General features: G+C 66.9%; 28 protein-coding genes. 16 read left to right on the forward strand and 12 right to left on the reverse strand.

Annotated elements, in window-relative coordinates; translation table 11 throughout:
• Positions 1-52: 52 nt before the first annotated feature.
• Complete coding sequence (gene murJ, locus AC1DCJ_RS03185; protein WP_137188910.1) at positions 53-1,657, reverse strand: murein biosynthesis integral membrane protein MurJ; 1,605 nt, start codon at positions 1,655-1,657, stop codon at positions 53-55.
• Between the two features lie 116 nt (positions 1,658-1,773).
• Here murJ and rpsT point away from each other — a divergent pair, with 116 nt between their 5' ends.
• Positions 1,774-2,043 carry a 30S ribosomal protein S20 gene (gene rpsT, locus AC1DCJ_RS03190; protein WP_019184515.1) on the forward strand — a complete coding sequence of 90 codons (270 nt, stop codon included), beginning with the start codon at positions 1,774-1,776 and terminating at the stop codon, positions 2,041-2,043.
• Between the two features lie 298 nt (positions 2,044-2,341).
• Here rpsT and obgE read toward each other — a convergent pair whose 3' ends face one another.
• The 3 genes from obgE to rplU form a co-directional block, all read right to left on the reverse strand.
• Positions 2,342-3,394, reverse strand: a complete 1,053-nt coding sequence (gene obgE, locus AC1DCJ_RS03195; RefSeq protein ID WP_137188909.1) for a GTPase ObgE — start codon at positions 3,392-3,394, stop codon at positions 2,342-2,344.
• Positions 3,395-3,594: 200 nt separating this feature from the next.
• Positions 3,595-3,855 (reverse strand): 50S ribosomal protein L27, encoded by a 261-nt coding sequence (rpmA, locus tag AC1DCJ_RS03200; protein ID WP_038689688.1) that lies wholly within the window; start codon positions 3,853-3,855, stop codon positions 3,595-3,597.
• Between the two features lie 15 nt (positions 3,856-3,870).
• Entirely contained in the window at positions 3,871-4,188 is a 318-nt protein-coding gene (gene rplU, locus AC1DCJ_RS03205) for a 50S ribosomal protein L21 (RefSeq protein WP_038689690.1), read from the reverse strand.
• Positions 4,189-4,482: 294 nt separating this feature from the next.
• Here rplU and uvrA point away from each other — a divergent pair, with 294 nt between their 5' ends.
• From uvrA to AC1DCJ_RS03220, 3 genes are read left to right on the forward strand one after another with little or no spacing between them, the layout of a single operon-like run.
• Positions 4,483-7,482 carry an excinuclease ABC subunit UvrA gene (gene uvrA, locus AC1DCJ_RS03210; protein WP_478070065.1) on the forward strand — a complete coding sequence of 1,000 codons (3,000 nt, stop codon included), beginning with the start codon at positions 4,483-4,485 and terminating at the stop codon, positions 7,480-7,482.
• Entirely contained in the window at positions 7,482-7,889 is a 408-nt protein-coding gene (locus AC1DCJ_RS03215; protein WP_137188907.1) for an acyl-CoA thioesterase, read from the forward strand. Before uvrA ends, AC1DCJ_RS03215 begins: the two co-directional genes overlap by 1 nt.
• Positions 7,890-7,895: 6 nt before the next feature.
• Entirely contained in the window at positions 7,896-8,669 is a 774-nt protein-coding gene (locus tag AC1DCJ_RS03220) for an enolase (protein ID WP_478070066.1), read from the forward strand.
• A gap of 40 nt (positions 8,670-8,709) precedes the next feature.
• On the opposite strand, the gene AC1DCJ_RS03225 is transcribed toward AC1DCJ_RS03220, so the two are convergent.
• Positions 8,710-9,153: a copper chaperone PCu(A)C gene (locus tag AC1DCJ_RS03225; protein ID WP_137190008.1), complete on the reverse strand. Its 444-nt coding sequence runs from the start codon at positions 9,151-9,153 to the stop codon at positions 8,710-8,712.
• A 34-nt stretch (positions 9,154-9,187) separates the two neighbouring features.
• On the opposite strand from AC1DCJ_RS03225, the gene AC1DCJ_RS03230 reads away from it, so the two are divergent.
• From AC1DCJ_RS03230 to AC1DCJ_RS03245, 4 genes are all read left to right on the forward strand, one after another.
• Complete coding sequence (locus tag AC1DCJ_RS03230) at positions 9,188-9,967, forward strand: enoyl-CoA hydratase/isomerase family protein (protein WP_428710606.1); 780 nt, start codon at positions 9,188-9,190, stop codon at positions 9,965-9,967.
• Positions 9,968-10,017: 50 nt separating this feature from the next.
• On the forward strand, positions 10,018-10,926 hold the full coding sequence (gene tesB / locus AC1DCJ_RS03235) for an acyl-CoA thioesterase II (RefSeq protein ID WP_038689702.1): 909 nt from the start codon (positions 10,018-10,020) through the stop codon (positions 10,924-10,926).
• Position 10,927: 1 nt separating this feature from the next.
• On the forward strand, positions 10,928-11,437 hold the full coding sequence (locus AC1DCJ_RS03240) for a putative signal transducing protein (protein ID WP_313244704.1): 510 nt from the start codon (positions 10,928-10,930) through the stop codon (positions 11,435-11,437).
• A 227-nt stretch (positions 11,438-11,664) separates the two neighbouring features.
• Positions 11,665-12,870, forward strand: coding sequence for an RNA polymerase sigma factor (locus AC1DCJ_RS03245; RefSeq protein ID WP_447592516.1), 1,206 nt, complete (start codon positions 11,665-11,667; stop codon positions 12,868-12,870).
• Between the two features lie 54 nt (positions 12,871-12,924).
• Here AC1DCJ_RS03245 and AC1DCJ_RS03250 read toward each other — a convergent pair whose 3' ends face one another.
• Positions 12,925-13,515, reverse strand: coding sequence for an EF-hand domain-containing protein (locus AC1DCJ_RS03250; protein ID WP_478070067.1), 591 nt, complete (start codon positions 13,513-13,515; stop codon positions 12,925-12,927).
• 152 nt (positions 13,516-13,667) lie between these two features.
• Between AC1DCJ_RS03250 and AC1DCJ_RS03255 the strand changes: the two genes are divergently transcribed.
• The 3 genes from AC1DCJ_RS03255 to AC1DCJ_RS03265 all read left to right on the forward strand — a co-directional run bounded on the left by AC1DCJ_RS03255 (position 13,668) and on the right by AC1DCJ_RS03265 (position 16,674).
• Positions 13,668-14,423, forward strand: coding sequence for an arginyltransferase (locus AC1DCJ_RS03255; protein WP_038692412.1), 756 nt, complete (start codon positions 13,668-13,670; stop codon positions 14,421-14,423).
• Positions 14,424-14,536: 113 nt separating this feature from the next.
• The gene (locus AC1DCJ_RS03260) at positions 14,537-15,445 is read left to right on the forward strand and encodes a hypothetical protein (protein WP_478070068.1); all 909 of its coding nucleotides are present in this window, start codon (positions 14,537-14,539) and stop codon (positions 15,443-15,445) included.
• 26 nt (positions 15,446-15,471) lie between these two features.
• Positions 15,472-16,674, forward strand: coding sequence for an endonuclease/exonuclease/phosphatase family protein (locus AC1DCJ_RS03265; RefSeq protein WP_478070069.1), 1,203 nt, complete (start codon positions 15,472-15,474; stop codon positions 16,672-16,674).
• A gap of 99 nt (positions 16,675-16,773) precedes the next feature.
• Here the strand turns inward: AC1DCJ_RS03265 and AC1DCJ_RS03270 are convergent, their stop codons facing one another.
• On the reverse strand, positions 16,774-17,295 hold the full coding sequence (locus AC1DCJ_RS03270; RefSeq protein ID WP_478070070.1) for a hypothetical protein: 522 nt from the start codon (positions 17,293-17,295) through the stop codon (positions 16,774-16,776).
• A 219-nt stretch (positions 17,296-17,514) separates the two neighbouring features.
• Positions 17,515-18,699 carry a formate-dependent phosphoribosylglycinamide formyltransferase gene (purT, locus tag AC1DCJ_RS03275; protein WP_038689714.1) on the reverse strand — a complete coding sequence of 395 codons (1,185 nt, stop codon included), beginning with the start codon at positions 18,697-18,699 and terminating at the stop codon, positions 17,515-17,517.
• Positions 18,700-18,823: 124 nt separating this feature from the next.
• On the opposite strand from purT, the gene AC1DCJ_RS03280 reads away from it, so the two are divergent.
• From AC1DCJ_RS03280 to AC1DCJ_RS03300, 5 genes are read left to right on the forward strand one after another with little or no spacing between them, the layout of a single operon-like run.
• A complete protein-coding gene (locus AC1DCJ_RS03280; RefSeq protein ID WP_141057245.1) occupies positions 18,824-19,693 on the forward strand; it encodes an SPFH domain-containing protein in 870 nt (289 codons plus the stop codon).
• 7 nt (positions 19,694-19,700) lie between these two features.
• The gene (locus tag AC1DCJ_RS03285) at positions 19,701-19,880 is read left to right on the forward strand and encodes a type II toxin-antitoxin system antitoxin (RefSeq protein WP_038689718.1); all 180 of its coding nucleotides are present in this window, start codon (positions 19,701-19,703) and stop codon (positions 19,878-19,880) included.
• Entirely contained in the window at positions 19,877-20,053 is a 177-nt protein-coding gene (locus tag AC1DCJ_RS03290; RefSeq protein WP_137188897.1) for a DUF4177 domain-containing protein, read from the forward strand. Before AC1DCJ_RS03285 ends, AC1DCJ_RS03290 begins: the two co-directional genes overlap by 4 nt.
• A gap of 1 nt (position 20,054) precedes the next feature.
• Complete coding sequence (locus AC1DCJ_RS03295) at positions 20,055-20,609, forward strand: PH domain-containing protein (protein WP_478070071.1); 555 nt, start codon at positions 20,055-20,057, stop codon at positions 20,607-20,609.
• 9 nt (positions 20,610-20,618) lie between these two features.
• Positions 20,619-21,437 (forward strand): M15 family metallopeptidase, encoded by an 819-nt coding sequence (locus tag AC1DCJ_RS03300; protein WP_478070072.1) that lies wholly within the window; start codon positions 20,619-20,621, stop codon positions 21,435-21,437.
• A 210-nt stretch (positions 21,438-21,647) separates the two neighbouring features.
• Here the strand turns inward: AC1DCJ_RS03300 and AC1DCJ_RS03305 are convergent, their stop codons facing one another.
• The 4 genes from AC1DCJ_RS03305 to AC1DCJ_RS03320 all read right to left on the reverse strand — a co-directional run bounded on the left by AC1DCJ_RS03305 (position 21,648) and on the right by AC1DCJ_RS03320 (position 24,833).
• Positions 21,648-22,322 carry a DNA-3-methyladenine glycosylase family protein gene (locus tag AC1DCJ_RS03305; protein ID WP_478070073.1) on the reverse strand — a complete coding sequence of 225 codons (675 nt, stop codon included), beginning with the start codon at positions 22,320-22,322 and terminating at the stop codon, positions 21,648-21,650.
• Position 22,323: 1 nt separating this feature from the next.
• Positions 22,324-22,695 (reverse strand): DUF423 domain-containing protein, encoded by a 372-nt coding sequence (locus AC1DCJ_RS03310; RefSeq protein WP_478070074.1) that lies wholly within the window; start codon positions 22,693-22,695, stop codon positions 22,324-22,326.
• A 101-nt stretch (positions 22,696-22,796) separates the two neighbouring features.
• A complete protein-coding gene (locus AC1DCJ_RS03315) occupies positions 22,797-23,876 on the reverse strand; it encodes a polyketide cyclase (protein ID WP_128097211.1) in 1,080 nt (359 codons plus the stop codon).
• 315 nt (positions 23,877-24,191) lie between these two features.
• Complete coding sequence (locus tag AC1DCJ_RS03320) at positions 24,192-24,833, reverse strand: response regulator (RefSeq protein ID WP_038689731.1); 642 nt, start codon at positions 24,831-24,833, stop codon at positions 24,192-24,194.
• Positions 24,834-24,841: the final 8 nt, after the last annotated feature.

Raw genomic sequence — 24,841 nt, forward strand, 5'->3', positions numbered from 1 at the left:
GGCCGATAGAGTGCAAGGGATAGCCATGAAGTATAGCCGGGGTGTCCACGGATCAATGCTCGCGCAGGTGCCGCGGGCGGAACCCCATCGCCACCAGGGCCACCAGGTAGGTCAGGCCACCGCCGCCGACCAGCAGCGCGAGGTTGCCCATCCGGTGCCACTTGTCCATCTCGGTGAAGCCGGACATCCCGTGCAGCAGGCCCAGCAGCACCGCCACCATGGCCACGCAGGCCAGGGCCAAACGCGTCACATAGCCGCCCCAGCCGGGCTTGCGCTGGTACACATCGGTCTTGCCGAGCCAGTACCAGAGCAGGCCGAGGTTCAGGTAACTGGACAGCGCGCTGGCGATGCCCAGCGCCAGATGCAGGCCCGGCTGCTTGCCCAGCGCGACCCACACGCCCTGCGACTTCAGTTCATCCGGCACCATCACCTGGTACAGCACGGCCAGCAGGATGAAGTTGAAGACCATGTTGGCCACCAGCGCGACGATACCGGCCCGGACCGGGGTGCGGGTGTCCTGGCGCGCGTAGAACGCCGGCAGCACCACCTTGAGCAGCGCGAACGCCGGCAGACCGAAGCTCAGGCCGTACACCGACAGCGCGGTCATGCGGGTGTCGAAGGCGGTGAATTCCTTGTACTGGAACAGCGTGGCGATCAGCGGCTCGGCCAGCAGCACCAGGCCCAGCATGGCCGGCACCGAGATCAGCAGGGTCGTGCGCAGGCCCCAGTCCAGGGCGCTGGAGAAGCCGGCTTTGTCGGTGCTGACGTGGTGGCGGGCCAGCGCCGGCAGGATCACCGTGCCCAGCGCGACGCCGAACACGCCCAGCGGCAGCTCCAGGAAGCGGTCGGCCAGCGACAGCCAGGACTGCGAGCCGTCGGTCAGCTTGGCCGCGATCACGGTATCCAGCAGCAGGTTGATCTGGGCCACCGAGGAGCCGAACAGGGTCGGCACCATCAGGGTGAGCACCTTGCGCACGCCCGGATGCCGCCAGCCCCAGCGCGGCAGGGTCAGCAGATTGATGCCCTTCAGCGAGGGCAGCTGGAACAACAGCTGCAGCAGACCCGCCGCCAGCACGGCCCAGCCCAGGGCCAGGATCTGCTTCTCCGGGGTGCCGCCCAGCCGGGGCGCCAGCCACACCGCGCCGGCGATCATGCACAGGTTGAGGATGACCGGGGTCAGCGCCGGCATCGCAAAGCGCTGGAAGCTGTTCAGGGCGCCGCCGGCGAGCGCGGTCAGCGACACGAACAGCAGGAACGGGAAGGTCAGCCGGAACAGGTCGACCAGCAGGCCATGCTTGGCCGGGTCGGTGTCCACGCCGCTGGAGAACAGGGTCGCCAGCTGCGGCGCGAAGATCAGCGCCAGCGCGGTCACCAGCATCAACACGCCGCCCAGGGTGCCGGCCACCCGCGACATCAGCTCGCGCAGTTCGGCATGGGGGCGGGTTTCCTTCACTTCCGTGAACACCGGCACGAAGGCGGTGGCGAAGGAGCCCTCCGCGAACAACCGGCGCAGGAAGTTGGGCACCCGGAAGGCCACCCAGAAGGCGTCGGTCACCGCATTGGTGCCGAACGTGGTGGTGATGACCTGGTCGCGAACCAGCCCCAACACCCGCGAAATCATGGTCATGCTGCTGAAAGACAGCAGACCCCGCAACATCCTTGGTGAACTCACCCGTGTTCCCTCTTGACAATTGACTTGACGTACATTTTTCGAGCCATCATACTTTCCAGCTTGCTGTTCCCATTACACCGATTTTTCAGGAAACCACCACTGTGGCCAATATCAAGTCCGCCAAGAAGCGCGCCAAGCAGACCGTCGTGCGCAACGCGCGCAATACGGCTCAGCGTTCGATGCTGCGCACCGCTGTCAAGAAGGTGATCAAGGCTCTGGATGCCAATGACGCCGCCGGCGCCGAGGCAGCCTTTGCTGTTGCCCAGCCGATCCTCGACCGTTTCAGCTCGCGTGGTCTGATCCACAAGAACAAGGCTGCTCGCCACAAGAGCCGCCTGACCGCGCGCATCAAGGCCATCAAGGCCGCCTGATACGGCGCTGCGGGTGTCGTAGAGCCACGCCCCGCGTGGCTTCGACCCAACCGCAGAAAAAGACCCGGCCCCGGCCGGGTTTTTTGTTGCCCGCAGAACCGTAGCGCCCTTGGCGGCGACATCATGAGCAAGCCGCGTCGTAGAGCCGGGCTCTGCCCGGCTGCCCTTGGCGGCGATATCGTGAACGTCGGACGCCAGCCGGGCAGAGCCCGGCTCTACGAGGCCATTCAAACGCGGCGCCGGCGCACCACAGAAAAACCCGGCCGCAGCCGGGTTTTTCAGGGGCGCGCGGAGGCGCTCAGTACGCATCGCGCGCTTGCGCCTCGTCTTCCTTCTGGCGATCGAAGAAGGCCATGATGTTGGTCATGATCGGCCAGGTGCCTTCACGGCCCAGCGCCGAGACCAGGTACCACGGCTGGGTCCAGCCCAGCTCGGCGACGATCTTCTCGGCGGCGGCCTTGGCCTCGTCCTCGAACATCAGGTCGGCCTTGTTCAGCACCAGCCAACGCGGCTTGTCCAGCAGCTCCGGATCGTGCTTTTCCAGCTCGCGCTCGATCGCACGGACCTGCTCGATCGGCGAGACACCGTCCACGCCACCTTCCATCGGGGAGATGTCCACCAGGTGCAGCAGCAGGCGGGTGCGCTGCAGGTGACGCAGGAACTGCGCGCCCAGGCCGGCACCGTCGGCAGCACCTTCGATCAGGCCGGGAATGTCGGCGATGACGAAGCTGCGGTAATTTTCAACGCGCACCACGCCCAGGTTCGGGTACAGCGTGGTGAACGGGTAATCAGCCACCTTCGGGGTGGCGGCGGACACCGCGCGGATCAGGGTGCTCTTGCCGGCATTGGGGAAGCCCAGCAGGCCCACGTCGGCCAGCAGCTTCAGCTCCAGCTTGAGCAGGCGTTCTTCACCCTCTTCGCCCGGCAGCGCCTGGCGCGGCGAACGGTTGGTGGAGCTCTTGAAATGCATGTTGCCCAGGCCGCCGCGGCCGCCCTTGGCCACCAGCAGGCGGTCGTCGTGCTGGGTCAGGTCGCCAATGATTTCATCGGTGGCCACGTTCATGACCACGGTGCCGACCGGCACGGTGATGACCAGGTCTTCGCCGCCCTTGCCGTAGGCCTGGCGGCCCATGCCGTTCTCACCGCGCTGCGCCTTGAAGATGCGCTCGTGGCGGAAGTCGACCAGGGTGTTCAGGTTGGCGTCGGCGCGGATCCAGACGTTGCCGCCATTGCCACCATCGCCACCGTCCGGGCCGCCCAGCGGAATGAACTTCTCGCGACGGAAACCGACGCAGCCGTTGCCGCCATTGCCGGCGGTGACCTGGATTTCTGCTTCGTCTACAAGTTTCATGATTCTGGATGCCAACTGGAGGCGGCGGGCAGCGGATGCACCCGACCGCAGAGTCTAACGTCCCCGGTACGATCCGTGGACGGTGGCGGGAAGGATCCCCGCCCATGTTCGAACAAAAACAAAAAACAAAAACCCCGCCGAAGCGGGGCTTTCGTCAGCGGCCCCACGCGCTAGGCGTGGGCGCCTGCGTATCGCGAAGATCAGGCTTCGGCGACAACGCTGACGGTACGACGCTTCTTCGGGCCCTTGACCGAGAACTCCACCTTGCCGTCGACGAGCGCGAACAGGGTGTGGTCACGGCCGAGGCCAACGCCGCTACCCGGGTGGAACTGGGTGCCGCGCTGACGCACGATGATGTTGCCGGCATCGATGGCCTGGCCACCGAAGATCTTGACGCCGAGGTACTTCGGGTTGGAGTCGCGACCGTTGCGCGAAGAGCCTACGCCTTTTTTATGTGCCATGACTGGTTCTCCTTATTACTTGCTGCCACCGGCAATGCCGGTGATCTCGATTTCGGTGTAGTACTGACGGTGACCCTGGCGCTTCATGTGGTGCTTACGGCGACGGAACTTGATGATCCGGACCTTGTCAGCACGACCCTGGGACACGACCTTGGCAGTGACCGAAGCGCCGCTCAGAGCGTCGCCCAGCTTGATGCCATCGCTGTCACCCAGCATCAGGATGGTGTCGAACGTGATCTCGTTGCCGACTTCGACTTCGAGTTTTTCGACGCGGAGCGTTTCGCCCTGCGCCACGCGGTATTGCTTACCGCCGGTTACCAGTACTGCGTACATGACCAGACTTCCTCTGTAGTTATTGTGGTCTATGGACTGCTGCCATCGAGGGCAGACAGAAGCGGGATTTTAATGACTGGTGGTGGGTCGGGTCAAGTCACCCCCCGCCTTGCCCTGTCTGGGGCTGAATCCTGTTCAGGTAACGCCCCGGCAGGTCTCAGGCGGTGAGACCCGGGGCTGGCAATGTGCGCGATTGCCCCCAAATCCCAAGCTCGGTAGGCTGACCGATTGCCGTCTCCGCTTGCCCCACCCGCTTGCCGGCCCTCCGGGCCAGAGCCCCACAACGGATCCCCCATGGCGATGGATTTCATCCGCATCCGCGGCGCGCGGACGCACAATCTCAAGAACATCGATCTCGACCTGCCCCGCGACAAGCTCATTGTCATCACCGGCCTGTCCGGCTCGGGCAAGTCCTCGTTGGCGTTCGACACCATCTACGCGGAAGGCCAGCGTCGTTACGTGGAGTCGCTGTCGGCCTATGCCCGCCAGTTCCTCAGCGTGATGGAAAAGCCGGACCTGGACCACATCGAGGGCCTGTCCCCGGCGATCTCGATCGAGCAGAAGTCGACCTCGCACAACCCGCGGTCCACCGTGGGCACCATCACCGAGATCTACGACTACCTGCGCCTGCTGTACGCCCGCGTCGGCAGCCCGCGCTGCCCCGACCACGGCTACCCGCTGGAAGCCCAGACGGTCAGCCAGATGGTCGACCACGTGCTCAGCCTGGATGCCGAGCAGCGCTACATGCTGCTGGCCCCGGTGATCCGCGAGCGCAAGGGCGAGCACGCCCAGGTGTTCGACCAGCTGCGCGCGCAGGGTTTCGTGCGCGTGCGCGTGGACGGCATCCTGCATGAAATCGATGCGGTGCCGCCGCTGGCGCTGCGTCAGAAGCACACCATCGAGGCGGTGATCGACCGCTTCCGCCCGCGCGAGGACATCAAGCAGCGCCTGGCCGAGAGCTTTGAAACCGCGCTGAAGCTGGGCGACGGCATGGTCTCGGTGCAGTCGCTGGACGTCGAAGACGCGCCGGCCCACCTGTTCTCGTCCAAGTACAGCTGCCCGGTCTGCGACTACTCGCTGCCGGAGCTGGAACCGCGCCTGTTCTCGTTCAACTCGCCGGTCGGCGCCTGCCCGGGCTGCGACGGGCTGGGCATGGCCGAGTTCTTCGACCCTTCGCGCGTGGTGGTGCACCCGGAGCTGTCGCTGTCGGCCGGTGCCGTGCGCGGCTGGGACCGCCGCAACGCGTACTACTTCCAGCTGATCGCCTCGCTGGCCAAGCACTACAAGTTCGATGTCGATGCGGCCTGGCAGACCCTGCCTGAGGACGTGCGCCAGGCGGTGCTGTACGGCAGCGGCGAAGAGACCATCACCTTCACCTACTTCACCGAAGCCGGTGGCCGTACCCAGCGCAAGCACCGCTTCGAGGGCATCATTCCGAACCTGGAACGCCGCTACAAGGAAACCGAATCGGCGGCGGTGCGCGAAGAACTGGCCAAGTACATCAGCGAGCGCAACTGCCCCGAATGCCAGGGCCAGCGCTTGAACAAGGCCGCGCGCAACGTGTTCGTGGCCGACCGCGCACTGCCGGAACTGGTGGTGCTGCCGATCGATGAAGCGCTGAAGTTCTTCAGCGGCATGACCCTGCCCGGCTGGCGCGGCGAGATTGCCGGCAAGATCGTCAAGGAGATCGGCGAGCGCCTCGGCTTCCTCGTCGACGTGGGCCTGGATTACCTCACCCTGGAGCGCAAGGCCGACACCCTGTCCGGTGGCGAAGCCCAGCGCAYCCGCCTGGCCAGCCAGATCGGCGCCGGCCTGGTCGGGGTGATGTACGTGCTGGATGAGCCGTCGATCGGCCTGCACCAGCGCGACAACGAACGCCTGCTCGGCACCCTCACCCGCCTGCGTGACCTGGGCAACACGGTGATCGTGGTCGAGCACGACGAAGACGCGATCCGCCTGGCCGACTACGTGCTGGACATCGGTCCGGGCGCGGGCGTGCATGGCGGCGAGATCGTCGGCCAGGGCACCCTGCAGGACATCCTGGATGCGCCGCGTTCGCTGACCGGTCAGTACCTGTCGGGCAAGCGCGCCATCGAGATTCCGGCGCGCCGGCACAAGCCCAACCCGAAGATGACGCTGCACCTGCGCGGTGCCAGCGGCAACAATCTCAAGGGCGTGGACCTGGACATTCCGTCGGGCCTGCTGACCTGCATCACCGGCGTGTCCGGCTCGGGCAAGTCGACCCTGATCAACGACACCCTGTTCTCGCTGGCCGCCAACGAGATCAACGGGGCCTCGCACCCGATCGCGCCGTACAAGGAAGTGGACGGGCTGGACCTGTTCGACAAGGTGGTGGACATCGACCAGTCGCCGATCGGCCGCACCCCGCGCTCGAACCCGGCTACGTACACCGGTCTGTTCACGCCGCTGCGCGAGCTGTACGCACAGGTGCCCGAAGCGCGTGCGCGCGGCTATTCGCCGGGGCGTTTCAGCTTCAACGTGCGCGGTGGCCGCTGCGAAGCGTGCCAGGGCGATGGCCTGATCAAGGTGGAAATGCACTTCCTGCCGGACGTGTACGTGCCCTGCGACGTGTGCCATGGCAAGCGCTACAACCGCGAAACGCTGGAGATCCTGTACAAGGGCTTCAACATCAACGACGTGCTGCAGATGACCGTCGAAGATGCGCTGAAGCTGTTCGAGCCGGTGCCGAGCATCGCGCGCAAGCTGGAAACGCTGGTCGACGTGGGCCTGAGCTACATCAAGCTGGGCCAGAGCGCGACCACGCTGTCCGGTGGTGAAGCGCAGCGCGTGAAGCTGTCCAAGGAACTGTCGCGGCGCGATACCGGCCGCACGCTGTACATCCTGGATGAGCCGACCACCGGCCTGCATTTCCACGACATCGAAGCGCTGCTCGGCGTGCTGCACAAGCTGCGCGACGAAGGCAACACGGTGGTGGTGATCGAGCACAACCTGGACGTGATCAAGACCGCCGACTGGATTGTCGATCTGGGTCCGGAAGGTGGCCATCGCGGTGGCACCATCCTGGTCACCGGTACGCCGGAAGACGTGGCGGCCTGCCCGACCTCGTACACCGGCCAGTTCCTGGCCAAGATGCTGCCTTCGATCAGCGCCCGCCCGCAGCAGCCGGCCGCGACGGCCAACAAGCCTGATGCGCGCCCGCCCCGCAAGGTCAAGCCGGAGAAGCCGGCCAAGAAGGCGGCCGCGGCCAAGAGCACCGGCAAGGCCAGCAAGACCAGCACCACCAGCAAGAACAAGAAGAAGAAGGACGCCTGATGAGCAGCGAACACAAGATCCTGGCCCGCGTACCGATCAGCGTGCGCTGGCGCGACATGGACAGCATGGGCCACGTCAACAACGCCAAGTACATCTCCTACCTGGAAGAGGCGCGCGTGCGCTGGATGCTGGGCGTGGACGGCGTGTCGATGACCGACCGCATCGCCCCGGTGGTGGCGGCCACCAACGTCAATTACCGCCTGCCGATCGTGTGGCCCAACGACATCGTGGTGGAACTGTTCGTCGAGCGGCTGGGCAACAGCAGCGTGACTATCGGCCATCGCATCGTGGACCAGAACGACGACGCCAAGCTGTACTCGGACGGCAACGTGGTGGTGGTCTGGATGGACACGCAGACCGGCAAGAGCGCACCGCTGCCCGACGCGATCCGCACCGCGTCCACCTGAGGGGTAGTGCCGGCCGCTGGCCGGCAACCAGGTAAATACGCCCGGGGGTACGGGGTTTCCCGCCAGCTGTTCGCGCCCGACCAGCCCTGGCTGGCCGACCACCTGCTGCCGTTGATTGCGATCGACCTGGGCCTGCTGCGGCCGGAACTGGCCGGCAGCGTGGTCACGCTGCTGTGCCCGATCGAGCCGTACGAAGGCTGCCTGGGTGATGGTACCGAAGCGCACCACAACGCATTCGCCAGCAGCAACTGGCTGGCCTTCGAGCTGCAGGCCGACAACCGGCTGCGCTTCCTCGGCAATGAAGGCTATTTCCAGCGCGCGCCGCAGAACAGCGATGCGCTGCCAGTCGATGAGGACCTGCGTGAGCACGCCGCGGAAATGCAGGACAGCCATGCCGCAGCCCGTGCGTATTTCCAGCAGCACGGCATGCTGGTCAGCGGCGTGGACGTCGATGACGAAGACGAAGAACCGCAGCAGCAGGCCTACCTGGACAACCTGGGCGGCCCGTTCTGGCACGGCAACTGGACCGACTACAGTACGATCCCGTCGGCATTCCGGATCGAAGACCTGGCCGGCACCACCCAGCGCGGCACCCTGCACTTCCGCAACGACAGCGCACACCTTCCCGACGACGGCATCCGCATCACGCGCGGCGGCGAGCCGTTCTTCCACGTCGCCGATGTGGCGTCCTACAACTGGTGCGCCAGCGGCGCCGACGCGATCCTGATGTTCTACGAGCCGCGCAGCCGGACGGTGTTGTTCACGTTCGACTGGTCGTGACAGACCGCGCCGTGGTCGTGAACGGCAGCCGCTGAACGCCTCACGGCACCGCCTTGCGGACCTGCAACACGCCATCCACCTTGCGCCCATCTTCAAGGCTGAGCCGCAGCGGCAACGCGGCGCCCTCCTTCAGGGTCACCTCGGGCTGCATCAGCATCAGATGCAGGGCACCGGGTTTGAGTTCGACCGTGGCGCCGGCCGCAATCGGCAACCGCTCCACCTCGCGCATGCGGCTGATGCCCTGCACCAGCGTCGTTTCATGCAACGACACCTCCCCGAACGCCTTGCTGCCGGCGCCGACCACCACCACCGCGCTGCGGCAGTCGTTCCGGATCTTGCCGTAGCCGGCCGCCATCGGCATCGGCCCCGGCGGCAGCCGTACCCAGCCCTCGCGCACCGACACGCACGCCGGCTCGGCGGCAGCGGCCGATGTTGCGAGCGCACACAGACCCAACAATACGCACACGAATGGTTTGGTTATCATCGCCTCAGTTTCCCGTCCGCAACGAGATCGCAGCATGACGACGCTTATCGAGGTGATCAACCATGGCCCCATCCGCGAACTGCGGCTGGCGCGGCCGCCGGTCAACGCGCTGGACACCGAGCTGTGCCGCCACCTGATCCACGCGATCAACCAGGCCATGGCCGATGACGCGCACGGCATCGTGCTGTCGGGCAGCGAACGCATCTTCAGCGCCGGCATGGACGTGCCGCACCTGCTCGGCCATGGCGAGGACAGGCACAAGCTGCTCGACAGCTGGCAGGCTTTCTTCGGCGCGGTGCGCACCCTGGCCGAATGCCGGGTACCGGTGGTGGCCGCGCTGACCGGACATGCGCCGGCCGGCGGCTGCGTGCTGGCGCTGTGCTGCGATTACCGGATCCTGGCGCGCAGCCCGGACCCGGCCCAGCCAACCGTGATCGGCCTGAACGAGGTGCAGGTGGGGCTGGTGGCCCCCGAAGGCATCCAGCGCCTGATGCGCCGCGTGGTCGGCCATCACCGCGCCACCCAGCTGCTGGTGGGCGGAGAGATGGTGCCGGCCGAGCGTGCGCTGGAGATCGGGCTGGTGGACGAACTGGCCGACGCCGCCCAGGTGGTGCCGCGCGCGGTGGCGTGGCTGCAGCGCCTGCTCAAGCTGCCCCGCCAGCCGATGCTGCTGACCCGCGCCATCGCCCGCGCCGACCTGCACGAAGCCCTGCACGCCGACCTGATCCAGCTCGACCGCTTCGTCGAGGCCTGGTACGCCCCGGACGCCCAGCAGGCACTGCAGCAGCTGGCGGCCAGACTCGGCAAGGCCTGAAGCCCGGCACTACCTTATAATTCGGGCTTGCCCCCTGCAGGTTGCTTCCCTTGTCCGACACGCACGAACCCGTCGTCTCCGAGCTGATCGATCTGCTCACGCTCGAGCGCCTGGAAGACAACCTGTTCCGCGGCCAGAGCCGCGACATCGGGACCAAGTACGTGTTTGGCGGCCAGGTGCTGGGCCAGGCGCTGTCGGCCGCGCAGGCCACCGTGGACAACGGTCGCCACGTGCATTCGCTGCATGCCTACTTCCTGCGCGCGGGCAACATCGACCACCCCATCGTCTATGACGTGGACCGCACCCGCGACGGCGGCAGTTTTTCGGTGCGCCGGGTGACTGCGATCCAGCACGGCAAGGTGATCTTCTTCTGCGCGGCCTCTTTCCAGCAGGCCGAACAGGGCGCCGAGCACCAGCACAAGATGCCCGAAGTGCCGCAGCCGGAAGACATCGAACCCAACCGCCCGCTGCCGCCGGAGGTGCTCGAACGCCTGCCGATCAAGGTGCAGCGCTGGCTGTCGCGCGGCGGCCCGTTCGAGTTCCGCCACGTGTACCCGCGCGACGAACTCAACCCGCCCAAGCGCCCGCCCTACCACCAGGTCTGGCTGCGCCTGAATGAAAAAGTGGGCGATGCGCCGGAGCTGCACCAGGCGCTGCTGGCCTATGCCTCGGACTTCCACCTGCTGGGCACGGCGACCTTCCCGCACGGCATCAGCTACTACCAGCCGCACGTACAGATGGCCTCGCTCGACCACGCGATCTGGTTCCACCGCCCGTTCCGGGCCGACGACTGGCTGCTGTACTCGCTGGACAGCCCCAGCGCGCAGGATTCACGCGGACTGGCCCGTGGCCAGTTCTTCACCCGCGATGGCCTGCTGGTGGCGAGCACCGCGCAGGAAGGCCTGATCCGCGTGGTACCCGACAGCGCCGCGGCGGCCGCCGTTCCGGCCAAGGACTGACATGAGACAGATTTTCAACAGCCAGCGCGTGGAAACCGTGGAAGGCGTGGCCAAGCTGCTGCGCGATGCCGGCATCGAGGTGCGCATCACCAACGGCCGCTCGTACCACAGCAAGCGCGGCAGCCAGTTCAGCTATCTGGATACCAGCAAGGCCACCACCCATCCCACGCTCTGGGTGGTGCATGCCAATGACCAGCCGCGCGCGCGCGAGATCCTGCGCGACGCGCGCCTGCTGGAAACCACGCGACGCGACCACCCCACCGCCCAGTTTGCCTTCCGCGACCAGGTGGGCGAGGTCGCCCCGCGCCGCAACTGGGCCTGGCGCATCCGCATCGGCCTGCTGCTGGTGATTGCCGCCGTGGCGATGGTGGTGGTGATGCGCCACCGCAGCGCCCCGCCGGTAGCCCCGGCTCCTGCGGTACAGCAGGCCCCGGCCGCAGCACCGGCTCCGGCCCAGCCCGCGCCCCCGGAAGAAGAGGAAGTGCGGGTGCGGATCCAGCCGGCGAAGTAACCGGCAACGCCGGGCGCTGCCCGGCTGCCCCGTAGAGCCGGGCTCTGCCCGGCTGCCCGTACAGCCCGATCCCCGTAGAGCCGGGCTCTGCCCGGCTGCCTGCCGCTGGCCGGCTCCACGCAGAGCCGGCCAGCGGCCGGCACTACCGGTCACAGGCAACCGGCCCCTACCCCGTCACATTCTTTCGCGGCCATCGTCATACTCGGATCACCTCCGGAATCGCCGCCATGACGCCCCTGCTGACCGCCACCCTGGAACGCGAACTGCCCGCGGCCGCCTCCGGCTGCACCCAGTCGTACGGGCGTATCGTGCTGGCCTGCCAGAACACCGTCACCGCGATCGCCCTGGCGATCACCCGCGACGTGCAGGCCAGCGAGGACATCGCGCAGGAGGCCTTCATCAAGGCCTGGCAGCAGCTCAACCAGCTGAGCAATCCGTCCAGTTTCCTGCCGTGGCTGCGCCAGATCACCCGCAACCTCGCCCGCGACTGGCTGCGCGCCAACCGCGGCCGCCCGCTGTCCGGCGAAGCGGCCGAGATCGCGATCAGCATGGCCGCCGACCCCGGCCCAACCGCACCCGAGCGCCTGCAGCGGGTGGAAGAGGAACTGGCGGCCGAAGAGATCATTTCCGCCCTGCCCGAAGACGCCCGCGAAACCCTGCTGCTGTACTACCGCGAGGGCCAGCGTTCGCAGCAGGTGGCCGACCTGCTGGGACTCAGCGATGCCGCCGTGCGCAAGCGCCTGTCGCGCGCCCGTGCCAGCGTGCGCGAAGAGATGCTGCGCCGTTTCGGCGATTTCGCGCGCAGCAGCGCTCCCAGCGCCGCGTTCGCCACCACCCTGGCCTCGGCGCTGATGATCGCCGCGCCCGGCACCGCCAGTGCCGCGATCCTGCTCGGCACCGGGCTGGGCACCGGCAAGCTCGGCCTGGGCGGGGCCACGGTCTCCGGCGGCACGGCCCTGGGCTCGCTCAGCGCGGCGTTCAGCCAGAATGCGGCTCCGGGCGAGATGTTGAGCCTGGGGGCGGCCATTGGCGGCCTGGTCGGCGGCATGCTGGGCAGCTATCTCGGCGGGCGCTACCTGCTGTCGTATGCCGAATCGTCCGACGAACGCGAACAGATCCGCCGGTTCGTGGTGCTCAGCAGCGTCACCGCGATGGTGATGTGCCTGTCGGTGTTGATGCTGAGCGTGCTGGAAGCACCGGTCTGGATGCTGCTGTCGGCGATGGCGCTTGGCATGGCCGCGGTCAACTACCAGTGCCTGTACCCGCTGCAGAAGGTGATGGCGCCCATGCTGGCGCGCGATGCGGCGCGCCACGGCCGCAACGGGCCAAGCTGGGCCTATCAGCTGATGTATGGCCGCTGGGCGATCGTGCTGGTCACCCTGGGCGTGGCCGCACTGGTGCTCTACAGCCTGGTGCGCACCGGGCGGCTCTGAACGAAAAACGGGCGCCGGTCGATGACCGGCGCCCGTGCGTAGTACGGCGGGGGCTTACTTGGCCGCCGGTGCCTTCGGCGGCAGCGGCGGCTTGCCATCGCGGTGGCCGCCACGCGGCCCCCCCATCGGGCCCTTGGCCGCATCGAACTCGGCCTTGCTCAGCTGCCCGTCCTTGTTGGTGTCGGCGGCGGCGAACCACGCATCGCGGTGCTGCTTCCGGCCCAGCTCGCGGTCGGCCTTGTCCAGGTAGCCGTCCTTGTTAACGTCCATCTGATCGAAGCGCGCGACCAGGCGCGGATCGGCCTTGGCTTCCTCGCGGCTGATGCGGCCGTCCTTGTTGGTGTCCAGCTTGGCCATCATCTCGCCACGGCCACCCGGGCCGCGGCCATGCCGCTTGCCGTGCCAACGCGGCAGTTCGTCGCGCGACAGCTTGCCGTCCTTGTTCTTGTCCAGCGTGTCGAACTGCGCGGCCAGACGCGGCGCCTTGGCGGCTTCGGCACGGTCGATGACGCCATCGCCATTGGTGTCCAGCTTGGCGCGCGGCGGCGCACCGGCCGGCGGCGGAACGTCGGCGGCCATGGCCAGGCCGGCAGCGCCGGTGGACAGCAGCAGGGCCAGCAGCAGAAGGGGTTTGCGATTGCGCATGGGTCACTCCGGTAGGGGAAATCGGCGTGCGGTGCATCGGCACCCACGCCTACAACAACGCGTGGCCGCGGGCGGCGTTGACAGCCGTGCCGGTCATGTTCATCTGGCGGACAGTCGCGCCGCCTGCGACGCCCCGGCGCTATGCTGTGGGCATGGCAATGCATGGCGACCGCGACGACGAGCTGCGACTGTTCCAGACCGGTGACCACCCCTGTGGTTACTGGCCGGAACGGGCCGCGCGCGACCTGGTGCTGGACCCGCACGATGCGCGGCTGGGCACGCTGTACCCGATGGCGCTCAGCTGGGGTTTCCGGCGCTCCGGCGACCTGGTGTACCGGCCGCACTGCGCCAACTGCCACGCGTGCGTGTCGGTGCGCATTCCGGTGGCCCGCTTCGCGCCGGACCGCAGCCAGCGCCGCTGCCTGGCCCGCAACGCGGACCTGGAGGTGCGGATCGTGGCGGCCGAGCAGACCGAAGAACAGTTCGCGCTGTACCACCGGTACCTCACCCACCGCCACGCGCAGGGCGGCATGGACGGGCACGGCCCGCACGAGTTCGACCAGTTCCTGATCGGGCAATGGGCACAGGGCCGCTTCATGGAACTGCGCGCGCCCGGCCAGCCCGGCAAGCGCGGCGATCTGCTGGGCGTGGCGGTCACCGATGTCACCCCGCAGGGGCTGTCGGCGGTGTACACGTTCTTCGACCCCGAGCACGCGCACCGCAGCCTGGGCACGTTCGCGATCCTGCAGCAGATTGCCTGGGCCCGGCGCGAGCAGCTGCCGCACCTGTACCTGGGCTACTGGATCCGCGACCACCGCAAGATGGATTACAAGCGCCGCTTCCGTCCGCTGGAGGCCTACGACGGGCGCCGCTGGCACGAATTCGACGACGCGCGGGAAGGGCGCTGACGCCGCCCTGCATGAACGCGACGACCTGCAGGTGCAGCAGCTGTCGCATCCGGCCTTGGCCCACACGCCTTGGCTGGGCAAAGTGGGCAGCATTTACCGCACCGGCTAACACCATGCAGCGAGTACCGTATCTGGCAGCATCCGCGCTGCTGTTGTTGAGTGGTTGTGGTAGCGGCGGCGGCAATGATGGCGATCCTGCCTCGATTTCGCCCACCGAAGCCACGGTCGGCAGCCCTGCGGCCATTCCCGAACCTGTCGACGTCGATCCGGCCATCGTCCCGGCGGCCGAACCGTCGCCTGTGCAGGCCTTGGCCCTGACCGATACCAAGGCGTGCCTTGCCTCGCTGAAGGCGCATGCACGGGCGCCGCGGGTGCGGGAGACCGTCAGCATATTCCGCATGTTCAATGCCTATCCGCCACGTCCAGGCGCTCTGCACGACGCCCAAGACTTTGATGCCGTCGATGTGCGGCGGCTGCACCGGGTTAACATTTCGCCGGACTGCTTGCCGTCGCTGCCCTTCACATTCGACGTCTATGAACGCGACGCCGAGGGTGGCATCAGGCCCAGGACGGTCAAGCCCGGCGACCTGCATCCCATACGCGCCCTTCGTCTGAAGACCGGCAACTTCCTGGTGCTGTACGCGCATCGGATGATCGAAAGCTACCTCGCGGGAGACAATGCGGTGGCGGTATCAGCCGTTATGTTCAACACGGAAGGCCGCGTATCGGATTGCGTTCCTCAGATCTCGCTCTACCTGACAAATGAGAGCAGCCTTTGGCTGGAAGATGCGACGCTGGACGACGTGGGACTGACTGTCGCCTATGCAAACATCGACCCAGAGCGTCGGGATCGCGCGGGCAATGTTCTGGAATACACCCGCGCGCCCTCCCCCGAATTGCATCGCCGCTATATCCTGAAGAATGGGCGATTCGAGCGACAGCCCGTCTCGGAGGATCGTATGGCCGGCTGGGATCCTGTCCAGCACATTTCTGGTTACAAGTCGGGGCTGACGCATCCCTGACACCGGCTTGGGTGCAGAATAGGCGCATGAAAGCCTATCCCCTGATCCTTGCCCTGGCCCTGCTGTGCAGCGCCTGTGCCCAGACCCCCGCCAAGACCGCCATGCAGGAAGACGCCACCGCGCCACTGCGGATTGCCACCTACAACACCTCGCTGTACAGCGACGAGACCGGCGGGCTCATCGCCGAGCTGGAAGGCGACAGCGAGCACGCCCGCAAGATCGCCGCCGTGCTGCAGCAGGTCCGCCCGGACCTGGTGCTGCTCAACGAGTTCGACTACGACGACGCGCACCGCGCTGCCGACCTGTTCCAGCAGCGCTACCTGGAAACCGCCCAGCCCGGCGGCGGCAAGCCGCTGCACTACGCCTACCGCTACCTGGCCCCGGTCAACACCGGCGTGCAGAGCGGGCTGGACCTGGACAACAATGGCCAGATCGGCGGCGATGGCCGCGCCCGTGGCAACGACGCCTGGGGCTACGGACTGCACCCGGGCCAGTACGGCATGCTGGTGCTGTCGCGCTACCCAATCGCCGAGGCCAAGGTGCGCAGCTTCCAGCTGCTGAAGTGGAGCACGATGCCCGGCGCGCTGCGCCCGATCGACCCGCGCACCGGCACATCCTTCTACAACGACCACGTCTGGTCGCAGCTGCGGCTGTCGTCCAAGTCGCATTGGGACGTCCCGGTGACCACGCCCAATGGCGTGGTGCATGCGCTGGTGTCGCACCCCACCCCGCCGGTGTTCGACGGCCCGGAGAAGCGCAACGCCGCGCGCAACCACGACGAGCTGCGGCTGTGGCAGGACTACCTCAAGGACCGCGATACCTCGTGGCTGTGCGATGACCGTGGCCACTGTGGTGGCCTCGCGCAGGACGCGCGCTTCGTCATCCTTGGCGACCTCAACAACGACCCGGTCGATGGCGATGGCCGCCACGACGCGATCGTCGAACTGATCGAAAACCCCCGAGTCCTGCGCTACCCCACCCCGCGCAGCGTCGGCGCCGAGCAGACCAGCCTGGCGTATGCGGAGAAGGGCATCGTCCGCAAGGGCGCACCGTTCCATGCGACCGGCGATTTCGGCCCGAAGTCGGGCACGATGCGGCTGGACTACGTCCTGCCCTCGGTCGGCTTCAACTACATCGGCAGCGGCGTTTTCTGGCCGGCCAACGAAAGCCCGGACGCGAAGATCGCCGATGGCAGTGACCACCATCTGGTGTGGGTGGACGTGCGTTGAAGGAAACGCGGGCCTGTCGGGCCTGCTGGAAACGGGTGATTGACGCTGGCGCTTCGGCGCCGGCGGGATGACGGCCGGTTGTGCGACCTGCATGCCTGCTCAGAGGAAAGTGGGTACGTATTGGTTTTCAGGAAACTGCCAGGCGGCGGACTCCGGATCGCCCGGACCTGTGATCCGGAATGCGCCCGGCAGGTCGATCGACACAGCACTGAATGAGTGGCCGTCAGACGCGTGGAACGCCACGCCGGCATCAGCGATGGCTCCCTCTCCATGCCACTGAACGATGGTTACCCGATCAATGACGAAACCGGCAAAACCGGGAAGCTCAATCAGCGCCCCGTCATCGACGAATGCTTGTTTCAAGGCAAGGTTGATCGTGCCGATTTCATCCCATCCCTGGAGCAACGTACTGGAGGCTGTGATCTCCAGCGAATATCCAGAAGCCAACGCCAAACAGGCCGACCAGACGCGATCTCTCTGCTGCCCCGCCGGAATGCGACAGGTTCTGATCTCCGCATGTTTCAGCACGTGAAGCAGCCCAGTACGATCCAGACCTTCGAACTGCGCGGACAAGTGGCGCCTGCCATCTGCCAGGATCTCAGTCGTCGTGAAGGGTTTCATGTGGCGCATCTCCCTTGGCCGGACACTCGACGCAGCATACCGACCAACGGTCGGTACCTACCGGTAATCAAACCCCCGCGGTAGGCGACGACCGTTGGTCGTCGCGTCGCGGTTGGTAGGCGACGACCGTTGGTCGTCGCGTCGCGGTTGGTAGGCGACGACCGTTGGTCGTCGCGTCGGGGTTGGTGGGCGACGACGGTTGATCGTCGCCCCGGCCCATCACCGCAATTCGATCCCGATCGCTTCGGCCGCCTCACGCGCGATCTTCCGCGCCGTATCGATGTCTTCGCCGCGCGCCAGGGTCACGCCCACGCGGCGGTGCCCGTGCACGCTCGGCTTGCCGAACAGGCGCAGCGCCGAATCCGGCTGCACCAGCGCTTCGGCCACGTTGCTGAAGAACGGCACGCCTTCGCCGTGGGCCAGCATCGCGCACGAGGCCGACGGACCGTTCTGGCGGATCAGCGGGATCGGCAGGCCCAAGATCGCGCGTGCATGCAGGGCAAATTCGCTCAGCTCCTGCGATGCCAGCGTCACCAGCCCGGTGTCATGCGGGCGCGGCGAGACTTCGCTGAACCACACCTCGTCGCCCTTCACGAACAGCTCCACGCCGAACAGGCCCCAGCCCCCCAGGTCGTCGGTGATCGCCTGCGAGATTTCCTCGGCGCGCGCCAGCGCACGCGGCGACATCGGCTGCGGCTGCCAGCTTTCGCGGTAGTCGCCGTCCTTCTGCCAGTGCCCGATCGGTGCGCAGAACGACGTCCCGCCCGCGTGCCGCACGGTCAGCAGGGTGATTTCGTACTCGAAGTCGATGAAGCCTTCCACGATGCAGCGCCCGGCGCCGGCACGGCCGCCGGTCTGCGCGTATTCCCAGGCCGGGGCGATGTCGGCCTCGCTGCGCAGCGTGCTCTGGCCCTTGCCCGAGGACGACATCACCGGCTTGACCACGCACGGCAGGCCAATCGCCGCCACGGCCGCGCGGTACTCCGCCTCGGTATCCACGAACCGGTACGGCGAGGTGGGCAGGCCCAGGGTTTCAGCGGCCAGCCGGCGGATGCCTTCGCGGTCCATCGTGAGGCGGGCGGCGCGCGCGGTGGGGATGACCCGCAGGCCGCTTTCCTGCTCCAGCTGGACCAGGGTTTCGGTGTGGATCGCTTCGATTTCCGGCACCACCAGGTGCGGCTGCTCCAGGGCGATCAGGGCGCGCAGCGCCATCGCATCCAGCATGTCGATCACGTGCGAGCGGTGCGCCACCTGCATGGCCGGCGCATCGGCATAGCGGTCGGCGGCAATCACCTCCACGCCCAGGCGCTGCAGCTCGATGGCGACCTCCTTGCCCAGTTCACCGGAGCCCAGCAGCAGGACGCGGGTGGCGGAGGGAGACAACGGCGTGCCGAGCGTGGACATGGCGGTATTCCGGGGCAACAGGGTGGGAGCGCATTTTAAGGCTTCCTCGCGGGCGAAACCGGGGCACTTGCAACCTGATATCAATTTGATATCGTTTAATGCAACCACCCAAGGACGCCCTGCCATGAAAGAGATGCCCACCCGTTCCCTGTCTGGCCTGCCGTTCCTGCTCGGGGTGCTGGTCCTGTTGGGGCTGTCCCTGTGGCTGTTCATCGCGGGCGCGCGCACCGTTCCGGTGTCGCCCGGCCTGATGTTCAGCGGTGTCGCGCTGTCGATCGTGGCCATGCTCAGCCTGACCGGCCTGTACACGGTGCAGCCCAACCAGGCCGTGGTGCTGAGCCTGTTCGGCAAGTACGTGGGCACGGTCAAGGACAACGGCCTGCGCTGGAACAACCCGTTCTTCAGCAAGAAGAAGGTCAGCCAGCGCGTGCGCAACTTCGAAAGCGGCAAGCTCAAGGTCAACGAGCTGGACGGCAGCCCGATCGAGATCGCCGCGGTGATCGTCTGGCAGGTGGTGGACGCCTCCGAGGCGGTCTACAACGTGGATGACTACGAGAGCTTCGTGCACATCCAGTCCGAATCGGCGCTGCGGGCGATGGCCACCAGCTATCCCTACGACCAGCACGAGGAAGGCCAGCTGTCGCTGCGCAGCCACGCCGCCGAGATCTCCCAGCACCTCAAGGACGAACTGGCCGAGCGCCTGGCCGATGCCGGCGTGCAGGTGATCGATGCGCGCATCAGCCACCTGGCCTACGCACCGGAAATCGCGCAGGCGATGTTGCAGCGCCAGCAGGCCAACGCGGTGATCGCTGCGCGCACGCGGATCGTCGCCGGCGCGGTGGGCATGGTGGAAATGGCGCTGGCCGAGCTGCAGAAGAACGGCGTGGTGCAGCTGGATGAAGAGCGCAAGGCGCACATGGTCAGCAACCTGCTCACCGTGCTGTGTTCGGACCGTGGCACCCAGCCGGTGGTGAACGCCGGCTCGTTGTACTGAGCCGCCCATGTCGGAGAAAAAGGCCTACCCGCTGCGCATCAACGCCGACATTCTCGCGGCCCTGCAGCGCTGGGCCGATGACGAGCTGCGCAGCGCCAACGCGCAGATCGAGTACGTCCTGCGCGATGCACTGCGCAAAGCTGGACGCCTTCCCAAACCCGAGTCGAGCAAGGAGAGCAAGGAATGAGCAAGCGCTGGAGCTACCTGACTGTCGAAGTAAAGCCGTCGTGGACCGGGTTGAAGTCCGATGACCTGCAGACCGAACTCAACCGTCATGGCCAGCTCGGCTGGGAACTGGTGAACGTGCTGCAGACCCAGCCGATGGGCGTGGCGGTGCTGATGTTCAAGAAGGAGGTCTGAGGTGACCGCACCCGCGCTGGCCGCAAAGGACTTCGCTGTCGCCCCGGCCCCGATCTGGCGCCTGCTGTGGCTGTGGGTGCCCATGCTGGCCGTGGCGGCGTTGATCGTGGTCACCACGCTGCAGTCGGCTCAGCGCACCCCGCACGAACTGGGTCTGACGCTGCCGTTCCTGGCGGTGCTCACGGCGGTGCTGAGCGCGGCGTTCTTCCGCCGCCGCATCCACCTGCAGGGCCGCGAACTGGAGGTGGTGTCCACGTTCTATCGCAAGCGGGTGGCGGTGGACGCCCTGCAGCTGGACCAGGCGCGGGTGGTGGACCTGGCCGAGCATGGCAGCCTCAAGCCGGTGATCAAGACCAACGGCTACGGCATGCCCGGCTTCCTGTCCGGACACTACCGCATGCGTGACCGGCGCAAGGCGTTCTGCCTGCTCACCGATGCCAGCCGTGTGCTGTATCTGCCCCTGCGTGATGGCAGCGCGCTGGTGATCAGCCCTGAGAAACCCCGCGAGCTGCTCGCTGCCCTGCAGACGCTGGCCGCGCCCGGGCGCACGCACTAAGCTGGTCGCATGCGCCGCCCCCCTGCCCTGCTGATCAACACCGCCGACATCGAACTGTGGCCCGGCGGCCTGCTGCGCGCGCGCAGCAACGCCGACGCGCGTGCGCTGGCCCATGCGCGCTGGGTACTGCGGCGCAAGCGCGATGGCCGCTACCTGGCCGTTGCCACCGCGCATGGCGTGCTGCCCCTGGTGCCGCGCCTGATGCGTGAGGACGGGATTGAGGCCGCGCTCGACGCGCTCGACCAGCAGGCGCTGGCCCACCGCCGCAGCGCGGTGGCCGACAGCACCCTGCTGCCACTGACTGGCCTGCAGCAACGGCTGGCGCAGCTGGACATCGATGCAGACGGCTATGAAGCCGCCACCGGGCTGGCGCTGGAGGCCGAACCGGCGCAGCTGCACCTGGCCGGGTTCGATCGCTACCGGCGGCCGCTGTGGTTGCGCCGGTCCGGCGCGCGCGGCTGGCAGCGCCTGCAGCTGGCGGCCGCCGCCGAGGGCGTGGCGTTGGATGCGATCTCGGGTTACCGCAGCCATGCCTATCAGCTGGGTATTTTCGAGCGCAAGCGCGCGCGCGGGCTGGCCGTGGCCGACATCCTCCAGGTCAATGCCGCCCCCGGCTACAGCGAACACCACAGCGGTTTCGCGCTGGATATCGGCACGCCCGGCGAACCGCCGGCCGAAGAGAGCTTCGAACACACCGCCGCGTTTGCGTGGCTGCAGGGCAATGCGGGGCGGTTCGGCTTCCAGCTGAGCTACCCGCGGGATAACCTGCACGGCATCGTGTACGAGCCCTGGCACTGGTGCTGGCGCGATGGGAGCCCGGTGGGCTGAGAGTCGTATGCCCGGTTGCGCCGGGCTGGCGTTACCGCGTAGCGCCGGGCTCTGCCCGGCTGCTCTGGCTGGCGTTACCGCGTAGAGCCGGGCTCTGCCCGGCTGCTTTTTTGCTGGCGTGGCATTGCCGGGCATTGCCGGGCAGAGCCCGGCAGAGCCCGGCGCTACGGGATCTTGCGTTGCCGGGCAGAGCCCGACACCACGCACTGATCAGTCCTGCGAGCGGTTGGTTGCTTCTTTGGCGTCCGCGCTGAAATCGGCGATGCGCCACAGGTACAGGCTGGCGTAGGTGCGGTACGGGCCCCACTTCTCGCCGCGCGCCTGCAGTTCCTTCGGGGTGGGCAGGGTCTCGGCCTTGTCCACGCGCTGGGCGCCCTTGCGGATGCCCAGGTCGTCGATGGGCAGGATGTCCGGGCGGCCCAGGCGGAACATCAGCATCATTTCCACGGTCCAGCGGCCGATGCCGCGGATCGGCACCAGCGCGTCGATGATCGCGTCGTGCCCCATCACCGACATCCGGCGCAGGTCGGGGATCTGCCCGTCGGCTTCGCGCCGGGCCAGGTCGCGCAGCGCCAGTGCCTTGTTGCCCGACACCCCGCAGGTGCGCAGCGCGGCGTCGTCGATGCGGCCCAGCGTATCGGCATGCAGGCGCTGGCTGCCAATGGCAACTTCCACCCGCCCCACGATGGTCGAGGCGGCCTTGCCGCTGAGCTGCTGGAACAGGATCGCGCGCGCCAGCGCATCGACCGGGTCGAAGCGCTTGGCCCAGCCCGGTTGGGCATCGATGGGACCCAGCCGTTTCATCCACGTGCCCAGCCGGCGGTCGCGCCGGCTCAGCCAGGCGTGTGCCTCCGCTACGTCGAAGCCGCGAGTGAAGCGTGGCATGTCAGCGGCGCAGCGCGTTCAGGCCGTACGCCAGCCAGCCCAGCATCAGTGCGGTGCCGCCGACCGGCGCCAACTGCGTGCTGAGCTTCCACAACGCACCGGCTACCAGGCTGCCGGAGAACAACAGCGTGCCGATCAGCAGCATATACAGCGCCAGCTTGCCGAGGCTGTTCTGCTGGGTGGGCCCGAGCACCGCCAGCGCCACCCCGTGGCCGAACGCGTACAGCGCGGCGGTGGTCACGTGCGACTGTGCCAACGGGTCGGCGATGCCATGCGAGGCGTAGGCCGACAGGCCCACGGCGGTGGCGGCCAGCAGGCCGCCGAAGCAGGCCAGCAGGGAGGGTTTGCGTGCGCGTCGTTCCAGGTTGAGCATGCGGGCATCCTTCGATGAATGCTCCGCGGACGGAGCAAAAAAAAACGCGCCGCAGGAAGCGGCGCGTTTTTTGTCGTGCGTTACATCCGGTGACCGTCGGTTTACTTGACGGCCCAGTAGATGTCGTACGTGCCTTCCGGCGTGAACGACTTGTCCACGCCGTCCTTCCAGGACTCGTACGGACGATCGATCACTTCGTTGCCGTTGGTCACCGACCACGCGCGCAGGGCGTTGCGGGCGATGTCCAGGCCAGCCATGTGGCCGGTGTAGGCCGCGTGGGCCGAACGGTGCGGAGCGACGTGCACGTACTTCACCGGGGCACCGGCGTCGATCTTGACGGTCAGGGCATCAGCAGCAGCGCCCTGGGTACCCTTCTTCTTGACCGGCTGGGCCACGTCGAAGGCGTACTTCTCGGCGCCGAAATCGGTGGTGATGATGCGGAACGGGCCGGCGGCTTCGAGGTCATTGGCCTCCATCACGCGCTTGATCCACTCCTGGTTGTCCTTGATGGACTTGGTGATGGTCTCCTGGCCGCGATCGACGTTACCGGCGGTGACCACCAGCAGGTCTTCAACCGGGACGTCCACGATGGCCAGATCGGTCAGCGGGGCTTCGGCGGTGCGGTAGTCGATGTTCGGCACGGTGGCCAGCATGTTGGCCATGCGCGACAGACCCAGCTTCAGGTCGTCACCGACGTGACGGCTGACATACAGACCCGCGTAACGGCCAAACAGGTTGAAGCCGTACTTGATGCTGTAGTCCTGGGTGATCTTGACGTTGCGGCCACCCTTGCCGGTCGGCTCCAGGGTGAAGCTGGTCTTCTTGTCGTGGCCCTTGGTCGGGTCCTCGATGGCGATGGACACCAGCTTGTTCTTCTCCGACTCGGTGATCTCCCAGCTGCCCTGGCCCAACGAGCTTTCCTTGGAAGAATAATCCAGACGTGCGCCAACACCGGCAGCAGGGCCGGAGAGCTTCAGTTCAACGGCGGGATCGCGCAGCAAGAGCGGGTTCCAGTCCTTGAAGCGGCGCAGGCTGTTGACCGTGTCGAACACGATCGTCATCTTGCGGTTGGTCTCGATGCTTTCGGAAATATGGCGCTCGCCCGGCAGACAGACGCCAATGATGACGAACAGGCCAGCCACGATCCCCAAGGCGATCAGGAACTCGATAATACGGGTCATTCAGAAGTCTCCGGGGCCGATCCCACGGCCGGGTTGATTGAAGCGAAGCGCCAATCCTAGCAGGCTTCGCGGGTGTTGTAGATCAGGATTGGCGCACCGGTTTCCATGCCGGCAGCGGTTTTGCATAGACAAGGAGCGGAACGATAACGTATCGCGCGTGTCAGCACGTAGCGGTTCGGGAATATTTCTTTGCCGGATTCGGCCGAATGGGCCGTTTCTCGGCGCGCAGCCCTTGTGGCACAAGGGATCCGGCGCATATTCAGGATATTGCACAAAGACCACCGGCAACGGCGCGCCGGTGGCCCTGGCGCGGTCTCAGACCAGCTGCAGCTCGAAGGCCTTCAATACCGCGCGGGTGCGGTCGCGGACGCCCAGCTTGGACAGGATGTTGGACACGTGGTTCTTGATCGTGCCCTCGGCCACGCCCAGGGAATTGGCGATCTCCTTGTTGGAGAAACCGCTGGCCATCAGCCGCAGGATCTCGGTCTCGCGGTCGGTCAGCGGATCGGGCCGGTCCAGGCTGACGAACTCATTGCGCATGTGCTCCAGCCCGGACAGCAGCCGCTGGGTCACCGCCGGCTGCACCAGCGAACCGCCGTCGGCCACGGTGCGGATCGCGCCCACCAGCTGTTCCAGGGTGACATCCTTGAGCAGGTAGCCCTTGGCACCGGCCTTGAGCCCGGCCAGCACCAGCTGGTCGTCGTCGAAGGTGGTCAGGATGATGGTCGGCGGCAGCTGGCCCAGCCGCGACAGCATCTGCAGCGCCTCCAGCCCGGACATCACCGGCATGCGCATGTCCATCAGCACCACGTCCGGACGGATCTGCGGGACCACCTCGACCGCCTGGCGGCCGTCGGCGGCCTCGGCGACCACTTCTATCCCGTCGTCGAGCGCCAACAGCGAGCGGATCCCCTGCCGCACCAGGGTTTGGTCGTCGACCAGGCAGACGCGAATCATCAACGAAC

This window comes from Stenotrophomonas sp. 10N36 (genome assembly GCF_056395005.1).